This window comes from Methylovorus sp. SPW-M1, assembly GCF_053848825.1.
This window is the reverse complement of the sequence record NZ_CM132626.1, coordinates 1,798,243-1,810,930: the sequence shown is the minus strand read 5'-3', so window position 1 is coordinate 1,810,930 and position 12,688 is coordinate 1,798,243. Positions and strand designations below refer to the sequence as shown.

Sequence of the window (12,688 nt, the reverse complement as noted above, 5' to 3'; positions counted from 1 at the left end):
TAATCAGCACGCGCCAGTGCATGCCAACCGCGCTCACACTTGTTTTTTTGTTACCACTTGCGCGTAAGCATGAAGTGGAAAAATACCGCTTCATTACTCAGGGCCGAATTGCCAAAGGGTAATTCATCGTTGTTGTATTTGACGCGAATGCGGGCGTCGTATTCCACGCCTCCGGTGACTGTCCATTCTTCATTCCATTTGTAAGCAGCACCCACGGTGTAATGGTGCTCCAGAATGCCGGCGATGAAGGGTGTGCTGTTGTTACGAGGAATGGGATTGCGCCCATAGTTATAGCCGGCATAAAGCGTGGTACGGTCATTCAGTGTATACGCAGCACCCGTGGCAATCACCCACTGATTTTTCCAGTCCAGCGTATTGGTTTGGGTCAAGTCGGGGGCCGCTGGGTTATCGGGATTGGTGGCACGCAGCGTACTGGTTGTCAGGGCATCTGACCATTCGATCCAGTTCAGCTTGACCGAGAGCAGCCAGTCATCATTGGGCCTAAAGGCCGCACCGACCGCAATTTCGCGCGGCAAAGCAAAGCCTTTGAAACTGGCATCGTGATAAGTGACGACGCCTAGCGCCTGGGTATTCACCCGGAATTCACCATCTGTCATCGGCAATTCGGTTTTTCCAGTGTAGGAAGCTGCCAGCACAACGCGTGGTGTGAGTTTGTATTGCACACCCAGTTTGAAGGTAGGGCGGATGACGCTAACGTCTTCGAGCTTGATGCCATTGGTACTATTGCCATAGAGGTTTTGCTCCAGGCTGGCATACACCAGACCAAAGCTGCCGCCCAGCGCCAGATCATCCGTCACCTGGCAGCCAATGCCGCCCGTGAATTTGGCGATGCCAAACAATGCAGAAAATTTGTCTTCATTGCCTGCTGGCGTGGTGATGTTCTTGAACACACCGCCGGCGCCACCCTGGGCAAACATACCCACGCCTGCCGTACAGGGCAGGCTGTCCAGCGACTGCGCATAGCCACCGCCGCCCAGGCCCGTGTAGCGATTGGAGGCGTGTTCATCATTGCCCCATTGGTCTTCATGCCGCAAATCGGTGGTGCGCAGCAGCGAGGCAAAGCCGTTGAACATGCGCCCCTGAATTTGCGCGAGGCCGGCCGGGTTGGTGTTGAGTGCGGAAGGATCGCGTGCTACGGCAACATCGGCTCCCCCCATTAAAGTGGATTCAGCGCCAAAGCCAATCAGGTTGAATCCATTGGTGGCATAGGCTGGCAGACTGCATGTCGCCAGAATGACCATGGCCGCTATGCGACCCCCTGCAAATTGAGATGCTCCCATTTGTCTTCCCGTTGTTCCCGGTTTTCCCGGTGTTCGTGTAATTGATAGTTTGGCCGAAAACAAGGGCCTATAGTTATACAGTCGCGACGATTTTTTGTTTCCAGAGTAAAATAGTCAACTATGGAAACACCACGCTTAATCAATAGTTATCGCCCGTACTGGGCAAAACGCTTCGGTACTGCCCCTGTACTCCCCATGACCCGCGCTGAAATGGACGCCCGCGGCTGGGATAGTTGCGACATTATTCTGGTGACGGGCGATGCCTACATTGATCACCCGAGTTTCGGTATGGCATTGGTAGGACGTCTGCTGGAAGCCCAAGGCTTCCGGGTGGGCATTATCGCCCAACCTGACTGGTTATCGGCCGATGCCTTCAAAACTTTAGGCAAGCCCAACCTGTATTTCGGCGTGACTGCGGGCAATATGGACTCCATGGTCAACCGCTACACGGCGGATCGCAAGATACGTTCAGATGACGCTTACACGCCCAATGCCGAGGCCGGCAAACGTCCTGACCGCGCCGTGCTGGTCTATTCGCAGCGCTGCCGCGAGGCCTATGCCGATGTGCCGCTGGTGATTGGCAGTATTGAAGCCAGCCTGCGCCGTATTGCGCATTACGATTACTGGTCGGACAAAGTGCGACGCTCCATCCTGGTGGATTCCAAGGCCGATATCCTGCTTTACGGCAATGCCGAACGTGCACTGGTTGAGCTGAGCCACCGCATTGCGCGGGGCGACAAGATTGCGGATATCACCGATATCCGCGGCACGGCTTTCCTGCGCAAGCGTATCCCCGAAGGCTGGGATGAAATTGCATCCACCAATCTGGATCGCCCCGGCAAGGTCGATGTGCATGTGGACCCGTATGAAATGAAAATGGGTGCGGGTTCCAGTTGCGAAACCGACGACAAGATTGATGCCAAGCCTGCCCTGCCGGAAGGCGTGAGTGCCATCCAGATTGTGCGCAAACCCAAGGCTGATCGCAGCAAGCAGGTGGTGCGTTTGCCCGCCTATGAAGAGGTGATCAAGGATCCGGTTTTGTATGCCCATGCTTCGCGCGTGCTGCATCTGGAAGCCAACCCCGGCAATGCCCGTGCGCTGGTGCAGCGCCATGGTGACCGTGAAGTCTGGCTCAATCCGCCGCCGATTCCACTGACGACCAAAGAAATGGATTACGTTTACGACTTGCCCTACGCGCGCAAGCCGCACCCGGTGTATCAGGATGCCCGCATCCCGGCCTGGGAGATGATTCGTTTCTCCGTCAACATCATGCGTGGCTGCTTTGGCGGCTGTACCTTCTGTTCGATTACCGAGCATGAAGGCCGCATCATTCAAAGCCGCTCTGAGGAATCTATCCTCAACGAGATTGTGGAAATCCGCGACAAGGTCGAAGGCTTTACTGGCATTATTTCCGATCTGGGTGGCCCCACTGCCAATATGTACCGCATGGCCTGCAAGAGCGAAAAAATCGAGCAATCCTGCCGCAAGCTATCCTGTGTGTATCCCGGGATCTGCGAAAACCTCAATACCGACCATTCGGCGCTGATTCAGCTTTACCGCAAGGCCCGCAATATCAAGGGCGTGAAGAAAATCCTCGTTGGCTCCGGCCTGCGCTACGATCTGGCAGTGACATCCCCTGAATACGTCAAGGAACTGGTGCAGCATCACGTGGGCGGCTACCTCAAGATTGCGCCCGAGCACAGCGAAGAAAACGTGCTGTCCAAAATGATGAAGCCCGGCATGGGCGCCTATGACAAGTTCAAGGAAATGTTTGAACGCTTCTCCAAGGAAGCGGGCAAACAGCAATACCTGATCCCGTATTTCATTGCCGCCCATCCTGGTACCACGGATGAAGACATGCTGAATCTGGCCCTGTGGCTCAAGAAGTACGACTTCAAGCTGGATCAGGTGCAGACCTTCACCCCCACGCCGATGGCGATGGCTACCGCCATGTATCACTCCGGCAAAAACCCGCTGCGCAAAGTCACGGCGGACAGTGAAGCGGTGCCTATCCCCAAGGCCGGTGGCGTGCGGCGCCTGCACAAGGCGTTTATCCGCTACCACGACCCCAACAACTGGCCGATGCTGCGTGAAGCCTTGAAGAAAATGGGCCGGGCAGACCTGATAGGCAATGGCAAGAAGCACCTGGTGCCTGCGTTCCAGCCTATCGTGCCTGCGGTCAACAAGTCGCGCCGCCCCGAGATGAATGGCCGTGCCTTGGTTGCCAAGAAAACCCCGTTCAAGCAAACGCCGTTCAAGCAAAAGCAGACCACACGCTGATTCCCCCAGTGATTCAGGCCTGCGCCTGAATCACTGTGCGTGTCTTGCGCTGCCCTGCAAATGCCCAAAGCAATGCAGGCTGCTCCCCAGGCCATATCAATGCGAGAATGGACGTCTGTTTACCTCTGGTTCTGGTGTTTCATTATGTCGCTCACATCGTATTCCATTTCCCTCACTGCCAGATGGCTACTCGGGCTAAGCCTGCTGGCTGGCGTCTCCGCCCAGGCGGCTGATCGCCCCTTGCTGTGGCAACTGCAGGCACCAGGCGGCAAGGTGAGCTATCTGTTTGGCACCGTGCATACCGACGATGCCCGAGTGAATGATTTTGCCCCTGCTGTGTTAACGGCGCTGGGCGAGGTGGATGTCTTCATGATGGAAACCCTGCCGCCCAAAGATCAAGGTGTTTATCTCAATCCTGACCAACAGTTGCAGGAGCTGTTGACTGCCAAGGAGCTGGAGCAGGTGAGGGCGCTGGCGGAGGTGCATGCCATAGGCAATATGGCCATGCAGATGAAACCCTGGCTGCTGGCGGTGGTGTTTGATCTGCCGCGGCCGCAGGGGCCCTATACCCAGGACATTCAGCTTTATGCCAAAGCCCGTGACCTGGGGCGCGATGTCAAAGGCCTGGAAACCTCGGAAGAGCACTTCGGCCTGCTGGACGGTCTGAGCCAGCAAGAGCAGCTGGGCATGTTGCGAGCGGTACTAAAGCGCAGTCAGCGCGACAAGGAGCGGGATTACGAGATGCTGGTGAAAGCCTATCTGAAAGGCGATCCTGCGAGGATTGCTGATATTGATACGCGCATGACCGGCAATCTGCTGCCTCCGGCGCTGTGGGCCAAGCTGCGGGTCAAATTGCTGGATGATCGAAATGATCTGATGGCGCCGCGCATTGATGCCGAAGCACGGGAACAGTCGGTGTTTGTCGCCGTTGGTGCGGCTCATCTGGCGGGCAAGCGTGGTTTGCTGGCCCAACTGCAACAGGCCGGTTACAAGCTGAAACGCCTCAAGTAGGGAATGCCCCTCAAGTCGAAATTAATTAGAAACCGTGGTTTCAGGCAGGCGCGTGGTTTCCTGCAGGGCAAGGTTGCGGATATACGCGGCAAAATCCGGGTCTTCGCCATGTAGCAGGCGGGGCAGGGTGTTACGGAAGTCATCGCGCCGGCACCATTCGCGCATGTAGTCATCCCACGAGCGCCAGCGCCGCAATTGCTTGCCGACCATCTTTTCCTCATATGCCAGCAGGTAGGCACGTTCAAACAGCGATACCAGGATTTCAAACAGTACCAGTTTGCGTTCGCGCTGCTCCTCGCTCAGCTCCTGGCTGGCACTCTGTGAGCGCAGCTTGAGGTCCGGGTTCGCCATCACCAGCTTGAGAAAATCGGTATAGGCGTCGGACAGCTCCTGGTAGACCTCTTCCTCTTCGTTTTCGCGTTCCTTGCGCTGTTCCAGCACAAAGGAAAAGATCGCCAGCGGCAAGCCAAACACGGTAACAACGTAGCTCAGTAATTCCCAGATTTCGAGTGACATGATGTTCTATCGATAGCGAAAGGTTGATCAGGCATCCATCAGCGCGTCATGGCGGCTCAGGATACTGCCTTGAGGCCGACGATCGCGCCAATCAATAATACTAGAAACAACAGGCGCAGGGGGCTCAGCGGGTCGTTGAACGCAACAATGCCGATGATGACAGTGCCCAGCACGCCTATCCCCGTCCATACCGCATAAGCGGTTCCCAGCGGAATGTCGCGCGTAGCCTGCATCAGCAGCCAGAAGCTGATCCCGGCGCAGACGATAAAACCTAGCGTCGGCCAGGGCTTGCTGAACGTATCAGAGAGCTTGAGGCAGGTAGTGAAGCCGATTTCAAACAGCCCCGCCAGTATGAGTAGTATCCAGGACATATGACCCCTTTGCCGGGTCGTCCCGAATAAAAAATGCAGCTCAGGGTCGTCCCCGAGTGGCGGGTGGAAAGCGTGGATTATATAACGAGAGGCAAAGCGCCCGGCGATTGATCGCCAGGGTTAATCGTTTTCAGGAACGAATTTCTTGACTTCGGCTTCCAGCGTATCGATGGCCTTGTCAAAGTCCATCGATTTGTCGAAGAAATAGTCCACGCCCAAGGTTTGGGCTTCCTGACGGTAATGCGGATGGGCATGATTGGTCAGGATCATGTACTTGGGCCGCGGATACGGGAAATCTTCGCGCTGCGTCATGCGGATCACCTCAAACCCATTGCCTTCAGCCAGCTCAATATCGACCAGTAAAAAGTCGAATGGGCGGTCTCGCAGGATTTTAAAGGCTTCGGACTGGGTGGCGGCGACCCCATCAAACACCAGGCCATCACATGATGACAAGGTCTCCATAATGGTTTCCCGCAACAAGGCCGAGTCTTCAATGAGCAAGACTCTCATATAGGGCTGCTGTGTAGAAAGTTGTGCATTGGTTACAGACATTGTTAATCCATACTGCTGGAAGGATTGTTTTCCATGGTTAAACTCGTGGCATGATAATGAAATATCCATATCGCTCCTATCCGCGCTTGTCCTACAAACGCTGACAAAATATCGATGTGATCGTGGTTCCAGTTCATGTAATCAGGCCGTTCTTGATGGCGTAATACGTCAAATCTGCATTGGTTTTCAAGCTCATCTTCTCCAGAATCCGCGTCCGGTACGTGCTGACGGTTTTCACGCTGATGCAGAGCTCGTCTGCAATTTCGGTGGCACTCAGGCCGCCGGCAAGTTTGAAAAAGACCTGGAACTCGCGATCTGACAAGGTCTCGTGTAACTGCTTTTCCGTTGGATGACTCAGCTCATTGGTCATCAGCTCAGCCAGCTCGGATGAAATGTAGCGTTTGCCATTTGCAATCGCCCGAATCGCCGAGATGATTTCCTCAGGCTCTGCATCTTTTGATAAATAGCCCTTGCAACCGTTCCGCATGAGGTTGAGTGCATACTGTTCTTCTGCATAGCCACTCAGTATCAACACGGGCAGGTCAGCATTGACATGCTTCAGGTCGTGCAAGGTATCCACCCCGTTTTTATCCGGCATGGAGATATCCATCACCACCACGTCGTAGGTATTGCTGCGCACCAGCTTGATCGCTTCGATGCCGGAGGCAGCTTCACCTGTCACTTCCAGATCCGACTCCAGTTCGATCAGATTGCGCAGGCCTTGCCGCACAATGCTGTGATCGTCCACCAATAATATTTTTTTCATGATTTTTTATGTCTGCTCTTAAGGGTAAGTTAATACGATCAGGAGCGGGCCAGCCAATCCGATAACTCATCGGCGTGCTCTTCCTCGGTCGCCAGAATGCTTTCCAGCAAGCGGCGTGTTGTCGGGTCTTTGTCGCCAATATAATGGATGAGTTCGTGATAGGTGTCGATAGCGATACGCTCGGCCACCAGGTTCTCCTTGATCATCTCGCGTAAATCGAGGCAGGGTACGTAGTCTGCATGACTGCGGCCTGCCAGACCATCGGGCGAAAAATCAGGCTCGCCACCGAGCTGCACGATACGGGCGGCAATCTGGTCGGCATGTTCCAGTTCTTCTTGCGCATGGACATTGAATTCCTTGGCTATGCCTTCGGAATTCAGGCCCTTGGCGGTAAAGTAATGGCGCTTGTAACGCAAGCTGCACACCAGTTCGGTGGCGAGTGCCGCATTCAGGTGGCGGATGACCTCTTCGCGGTTGGCTTCATAGCCGGCCGTCGCTGCGCCATCTTCCACGCTTTGGCGTGCGTTCTTGCGTATGGTGGCCATATCCAGTTTGAATAACTGATCGGCGGTTTGCAGATTGGTCACTTCGTCCATGATCTCTTTCCTTGTCTGTTAGCTGGCAATGTGGGCTGGCGGTATAGGCTTCAGTCTTCGGAATGCTGGCTGCCCAGCAGATAGCCAAGGGCGGCACCCGTACCAAAGACCACAGACAGGCTCAACAGGGTACGCTTGCGCACGATCTGCCTGGAGCGTGTTTCGCCGGTTTTAATAGCTTGCTGGACTTCGCCGCGCAAAGTGCTGCTCCAGTCACTGAGCTTGGTAGATAGCTGATCTTTCAGCGTTTCCAGTTTTTCGCCAGGATCCTTGGATTCCAGCAAGTCTTTTACACTTTCCAGCAAGGCCAGAATTTCATCCTTGGATGCATTGGATTTATCCTGCAGCTTGTCTTTCAGTTTCGCCGTGGCAACTTTTGCTTCTTCGGCAATGTCGGTGACATTATCTTTGACATCTTCTGCAGTTGTTTCGAGTTTTTGTTGGATATCTTGTGTTTTGGATGTGCTGAACATAATCGTTACCTTCTTTTAAAAAATTAATTGAAATAATTGATTACTTTGAGAAAAATCCTGTTAATAATGAAATAACAAAGATCACAAGAAAGATGTAGAAGAGGATTTTTGCAATTTCGGCAGCCCCTGCAGCGATTCCACTGAACCCAAAGAGGGCTGCAATCAAGGCGATGACCAAAAACACGATAGAATAGTTGAGCATTGCGTTTTCCTTGCTTGGCTAAATAGTGCCTCCAGCTTAATGGCTTGGGCGTTTCCCCATGAGAGGGGATACTCTGAAACGCTTGTAAGAGAGCGCTGACAAATTCGAATATGACCTTAATGAAAAAAATCTGGACCCAGACGGAACGTGTGATTGAAAAGCTGGGTGGCCGCGTGGTGGCTACCTTGATCGCAGCAATGACACTGACCTTGCTGGCCGTGGTGATTGCCGATGGCTGGATCGTCTCGATCAGCCGCTTGGCGGAGGATATCTTTGTCATCCGCAACAATATTTCCACCTTGTCGGATTTGCGCTACCGCGCCACCGAAGCCGAAAGCGCCCAGCGTGGCTATCTGCTGACCAAAAAGGAAAACTACGCCACGACCTTTAACGAAGCGGTGACAGCTGCGCGGCTCGATATACGCAGGCTACGCGGGCTGGTGACGGAAGACAGCCGTCGCATGCCCGTCAATAATGAAAAAGACTGGCTGATGACGGTGAGCGGCACGCTGGAAGCAAAAGCTGCGGAAATGAAGCTGACCATGGCACTGGCGAATGCCAATCGCACAAAGGAAGCCAATAGCGTTGTGGACCTCGACCAGGGTGCGCAGGATATGCTCAAGCTGAATGGCTATATCACCACGCTGCTGAACCAGCAGAATGATGCGCTTAACAAGCTGGTGGTCAAGCGTCGCAGCAGTGTGCTCTATACCCGTATCGCGATCGTCGGCACCTCGCTGGTCCTGCTGGTGTTGGTGATACTGGTGATCCGGCAGTTACTGAGTGAAATGTCCATGCGCGACAAGTTGCGCCAGCGCCTGGAAGAGGAAGTCCATACCTATGAAAGCCAGCTGAATTCGCGTACCCAGTTGCTGCGGACCCTTGCCCTGGGCTATCAGTCGGACGTGGAACGTGAGCGTGAGAAACTCGCCCGTGAGTTGCACGATGAACTGGGCTCGATTCTGACCGCGACCAAGATGGATATTTCCTGGGTGACGCGCAAAACCCGCGACACATTCCCGGATGTGGCAGACAAGCTTGCCAAAACCATGCGCTACATTGATCAGGGCATTCAGTTCAAGCGCCAGGTAGTGCAAGACCTGCACCCCTCCATGCTGGCAACATTTGGTTTCTGGGCAGCGTTGCGCTCGCTGATTTCCGATATGGCTGAGCGGAGTCAATGGGAGCTCAACCTGGTATTGCCGGATGAGAGTGTCAAGTTTGGCGACACCATAGGCCTGATTGTCTACCGCGTGGTGCAGGAAACCCTGAACAACGCCAGCAAATACGCCAAGGCGACCAAAGTCTCCATTCACCTGATGGCGGAGTTGTCCTTCGTCAAGCTGGAAATTGAAGATAATGGCGTCGGTGCGGATCTTAGCGTCAGTGGCGGCACCACTCATGGCCTGTCTGGCATGCGTCACCGCGTGATGGCGATTGGTGGCAATCTGGAAATCCAATCCTCCCCCGGTCATGGCATGCTAACCCGAGCTTTGGTCCCTCTGGATATCAATCAGACCTGATCAGCCTGTCCATTTGCCTCGAATCGCGCACAGGCCCGCCAATCGGGCCTTTCCAGCTGTAGTCTTCATCTGACATCAATTACAGAATAGCGCTGACTGTTTGTCAGGTCGCGCATCCCGTAGCATGCCTCCAATGCCAGTAGAGCTCCTGCTGGCAAATTGTCTCCGGCTCGTTTCGATGCCGGACAAGAACAAGGAGAAATCATGAAAAAAATCCGCACATCCCATATCGCAACACTGGCGCTGATCGCCGGTGTAGGTTTTGGTAGTACCGCTGCATTTGCCTTTGGCACCGCAGACACCATAGACCAGACCCCTCTGGCCACCGAATTTCGCAACCTGGATACCAACAGCAATGACCTGCTGACACCGGCAGAAGCCTCCAAGGACAAGCTGTTCACCAAAAAACACTTCAAGGCAGCCGATGTTGATGGCGATGGAACGCTGGATCAAAAGGAATACTCTGAATACAAGTCGAAAGACCAGCAGAAGAATGCCAAGCGCGTTATCAACGACAGCGTGATCACCAGCAAGATCAAAGCCAACATCCTGAAAGATGAAGGTTTCAAGGGTCTGGAAATTTCTGTGGAAACACATAATGGCGTCGTGCAATTGAGTGGTTTTGTTGAAAACAAAGCCCAGATTGACCGCGCCAAGGAAATTGCTGCCGGTACCGAAGGTGTTAAATCCGTACACAACAGTCTGATTGTAAAGGGCTAAATCATGAACCTCTCTAGCATGCTGGGCGATATGATGACGACATTACGCGTAAAAACCAGCCTGCTGCGAGAGGCGGGTTTGCTCGGCCTCACCATAGGCGTGGCAACACGCCATGGTGTGGTGTACCTGAGCGGCAAGATTGCTTCCTATGGTGATATTGCCGAGGCGATGGCAATCGCGCGTGGCGTGGCGGGCGTGCGCTCGGTACAGAACGGCTGCCAACTCCGTCATGCGTGACGCGCATTGCCATGCATCATGAATAGCATACGATTCGACATGAAACAGGTGAGAAAACACGAGCGGCTCATCAACATGGCCGCCCTCAGTGTCATCATTTTTGCCTTCAGTTCCAGCATCATCATGGTGGGATGGTTTATCAAACAACCTCACCTGAATGCGGAAGCTGCTTCCCCTGAAACACATCATGCCGTCGAGCTGCCTACCGAGCATACACCTCAGGAATCACCGGCAGAGTTGCCACCCAGCACAGGTGTCATCCTCATCTGATAGGCCATGGTCTGCAGGCATGAATGCTTGCAGATGAAATACTCCTTAGTTGTTCTTCCTCACCTTTTATTTCCCTTAAACCATCCAGATTGCGCCTGTTAACGCAGCTGAACTCCGCTTGTGAGTTTCTCCCATATGCGCGTCGGAACTGACTGACACGACAATCAGCATGCTGCCGACTGCTGCTTGCATAAGCCTTGATTATCATGCCCTTACTTCGTTAACCCTCTGCGAAGGCTCCCCCGGCAAGACCGGCGCCCTTCCTCAAGTTTGAACAGAAAGAGAGCTAATCATGGATGACTTGTCCGCCGAATTCACGATGTCAGATTACATTGCTGATAGCTTCACCCTCTCGCCCCCAGCCCGCATGCCGGACAACATTGCCAAAGCCCGTGAGCTGGAGCCTCCTGTCGTATTGACGCAGGATGAGCAGATTCGCAACACGGTCTTGCAACGCTTGTCTGCCGATCCGTATTTCAAGGGGTTTGATATTGAGGTGGAATCCAAGCGCTGCATCGTTGTATTGAAAGGCCAGCTCGGCAGCTACGACCAGATCGCCTGCGCTTACCGCCATGCGGTGACAGTGCCGGGCGTCAAAGCGGTATACAACGGGCTGGTCTGCAATTACCACTAACAACGATTAGTAGAGTGTTGTAGGTGTTTTCCTACGCTAATTCAGGAACTCGGCGGACGGACAGCAAGGGAACCAACTCCTACAATGCCATTACTGGTTTATCACTTGCACGAGCCAACAATCGCAACTTAACAATGGTTACTAAAGCGAGAGCCCGGCAAGCCATATTCACCACATGATTTCAGGGAGACGCATCATGAACCAACATCAGAATTTTCATCAGGGCCAATACCACTGGCTAGTGAACCTTGCCGCATCCAGTCTGATTCTTTTTGCCGTCGTGGGCAGCGTGTCCTTGTTTGCTCCCGAGATCAAGCAATCTGCCATCACACCGCATACCCAGGCCAATACCATCAGACAGGATGACTTTGATCGCAGCTACCTGCATCAAGCGAGCCCGGACAAGGAAATTCTCAACCTCAAGCCCAAGGCTGAAAACAATGCGTTTACGCGCGTGAGAAAAGTCACTGCCTGACAGGTCTGATGTTGAATTGCAAAAAGCGCCCCTGGGGCGCTTTTTTTTATGGGCTGGCATCAAACATGCATGGCGTTAACAAAGCTGTTGTAGGTTGAGGCCGACATCAAAAAGTGGCGCTTGCCGACGGCTGAGCTCGCGCGGCACTTGTAGACTGAATGCATATTCATCAGCAATGGAAGGGAGTTTGTATGAACACAGCGTTTATGAAACATCTTCTCATGGCGGTGGCGCTCACAGGCATGGCCGCCAGTTTGCCTGCCATGGCCAGGCCCGACGATATTACGGAAAATCCCCAGATTGAGGCCTTCAAAAAGCTGGATGTGAACAAGGATGGCGTGCTCAGCGTAAAAGAAGCGGGCAAGGACTCCCTGTTCAATACCACGCATTTTGCCAAGGCTGACCTCAACAAAAGCGGCACGCTGGATCAGCAGGAATACATGGATTACAAATCTGCCGAACAAAACAAAGAGGTGGAACGTATCGCCGATGACAGCGTGATTACTGCCAGTATCAAGGCGGCGATCCTGAAAGAAGAGGGGTTCAAGGGATTGCAGATCAGTGTGGAAACCCATCGTGGCGTGGTGCTGCTCAGCGGTTTTGTGGATGCGCAGGCACAAGTGAGTACGGCCGAGCGCCTGGCGAAGGAAACCACAGGCGTGATATCCGTGAAGAATAGCCTGATCGTAAAACGCTAGCATTCAAACGCAAGGCGTAAAAAAAGCCGGGGCATGCTCCGGCTTTTTTATTGCTTGTGTAAT

General features: G+C 53.7%; 17 protein-coding genes. 9 read left to right on the top strand and 8 right to left on the bottom strand.

Features of this window, described 5'->3' with window-relative positions; all coding sequences use genetic code 11:
* Positions 1-50: 50 nt before the first annotated feature.
* Entirely contained in the window at positions 51-1,301 is a 1,251-nt protein-coding gene (locus ACWWD9_RS08520; protein ID WP_455866772.1) for an OmpP1/FadL family transporter, read from the bottom strand.
* A 120-nt stretch (positions 1,302-1,421) separates the two neighbouring features.
* Between ACWWD9_RS08520 and ACWWD9_RS08515 the strand changes: the two genes are divergently transcribed.
* Both ACWWD9_RS08515 and ACWWD9_RS08510 read left to right on the top strand, forming a co-directional pair.
* Positions 1,422-3,581: a YgiQ family radical SAM protein gene (locus ACWWD9_RS08515; protein WP_455866771.1), complete on the top strand. Its 2,160-nt coding sequence runs from the start codon at positions 1,422-1,424 to the stop codon at positions 3,579-3,581.
* Positions 3,582-3,725: 144 nt separating this feature from the next.
* A complete protein-coding gene (locus ACWWD9_RS08510) occupies positions 3,726-4,592 on the top strand; it encodes a TraB/GumN family protein (protein ID WP_455866770.1) in 867 nt (288 codons plus the stop codon).
* A gap of 21 nt (positions 4,593-4,613) precedes the next feature.
* On the opposite strand, the gene ACWWD9_RS08505 is transcribed toward ACWWD9_RS08510, so the two are convergent.
* The 7 genes from ACWWD9_RS08505 to ACWWD9_RS08475 all read right to left on the bottom strand — a co-directional run bounded on the left by ACWWD9_RS08505 (position 4,614) and on the right by ACWWD9_RS08475 (position 8,068).
* Positions 4,614-5,108 carry a hypothetical protein gene (locus tag ACWWD9_RS08505; RefSeq protein WP_455866769.1) on the bottom strand — a complete coding sequence of 165 codons (495 nt, stop codon included), beginning with the start codon at positions 5,106-5,108 and terminating at the stop codon, positions 4,614-4,616.
* A gap of 56 nt (positions 5,109-5,164) precedes the next feature.
* Positions 5,165-5,479, bottom strand: a complete 315-nt coding sequence (locus ACWWD9_RS08500; RefSeq protein ID WP_455866768.1) for a DMT family transporter — start codon at positions 5,477-5,479, stop codon at positions 5,165-5,167.
* Between the two features lie 120 nt (positions 5,480-5,599).
* A complete protein-coding gene (locus ACWWD9_RS08495) occupies positions 5,600-5,989 on the bottom strand; it encodes a response regulator (protein ID WP_013441964.1) in 390 nt (129 codons plus the stop codon).
* 175 nt (positions 5,990-6,164) lie between these two features.
* Positions 6,165-6,797 carry a response regulator gene (locus tag ACWWD9_RS08490; protein WP_013441966.1) on the bottom strand — a complete coding sequence of 211 codons (633 nt, stop codon included), beginning with the start codon at positions 6,795-6,797 and terminating at the stop codon, positions 6,165-6,167.
* Between the two features lie 38 nt (positions 6,798-6,835).
* Positions 6,836-7,393 carry a ferritin-like domain-containing protein gene (locus ACWWD9_RS08485; RefSeq protein WP_159355789.1) on the bottom strand — a complete coding sequence of 186 codons (558 nt, stop codon included), beginning with the start codon at positions 7,391-7,393 and terminating at the stop codon, positions 6,836-6,838.
* Positions 7,394-7,443: 50 nt separating this feature from the next.
* Positions 7,444-7,866 (bottom strand): hypothetical protein, encoded by a 423-nt coding sequence (locus tag ACWWD9_RS08480; protein ID WP_013441968.1) that lies wholly within the window; start codon positions 7,864-7,866, stop codon positions 7,444-7,446.
* Between the two features lie 40 nt (positions 7,867-7,906).
* Positions 7,907-8,068 (bottom strand): DUF1328 domain-containing protein, encoded by a 162-nt coding sequence (locus ACWWD9_RS08475; RefSeq protein ID WP_013441969.1) that lies wholly within the window; start codon positions 8,066-8,068, stop codon positions 7,907-7,909.
* 119 nt (positions 8,069-8,187) lie between these two features.
* On the opposite strand from ACWWD9_RS08475, the gene ACWWD9_RS08470 reads away from it, so the two are divergent.
* The 7 genes from ACWWD9_RS08470 to ACWWD9_RS08440 all read left to right on the top strand — a co-directional run bounded on the left by ACWWD9_RS08470 (position 8,188) and on the right by ACWWD9_RS08440 (position 12,625).
* On the top strand, positions 8,188-9,591 hold the full coding sequence (locus ACWWD9_RS08470; protein ID WP_455866767.1) for a sensor histidine kinase: 1,404 nt from the start codon (positions 8,188-8,190) through the stop codon (positions 9,589-9,591).
* A gap of 204 nt (positions 9,592-9,795) precedes the next feature.
* Positions 9,796-10,311: a BON domain-containing protein gene (locus ACWWD9_RS08465; protein WP_013441971.1), complete on the top strand. Its 516-nt coding sequence runs from the start codon at positions 9,796-9,798 to the stop codon at positions 10,309-10,311.
* Between the two features lie 3 nt (positions 10,312-10,314).
* Positions 10,315-10,548: a BON domain-containing protein gene (locus tag ACWWD9_RS08460; RefSeq protein ID WP_015829884.1), complete on the top strand. Its 234-nt coding sequence runs from the start codon at positions 10,315-10,317 to the stop codon at positions 10,546-10,548.
* 18 nt (positions 10,549-10,566) lie between these two features.
* Positions 10,567-10,818, top strand: a complete 252-nt coding sequence (locus ACWWD9_RS08455; RefSeq protein ID WP_455866766.1) for a hypothetical protein — start codon at positions 10,567-10,569, stop codon at positions 10,816-10,818.
* A gap of 292 nt (positions 10,819-11,110) precedes the next feature.
* A complete protein-coding gene (locus tag ACWWD9_RS08450) occupies positions 11,111-11,452 on the top strand; it encodes a BON domain-containing protein (RefSeq protein ID WP_013441980.1) in 342 nt (113 codons plus the stop codon).
* Between the two features lie 196 nt (positions 11,453-11,648).
* Positions 11,649-11,927, top strand: a complete 279-nt coding sequence (locus ACWWD9_RS08445; protein ID WP_159355786.1) for a hypothetical protein — start codon at positions 11,649-11,651, stop codon at positions 11,925-11,927.
* Positions 11,928-12,118: 191 nt separating this feature from the next.
* Entirely contained in the window at positions 12,119-12,625 is a 507-nt protein-coding gene (locus tag ACWWD9_RS08440; protein ID WP_013441982.1) for a BON domain-containing protein, read from the top strand.
* Positions 12,626-12,688 lie beyond the last annotated feature (63 nt).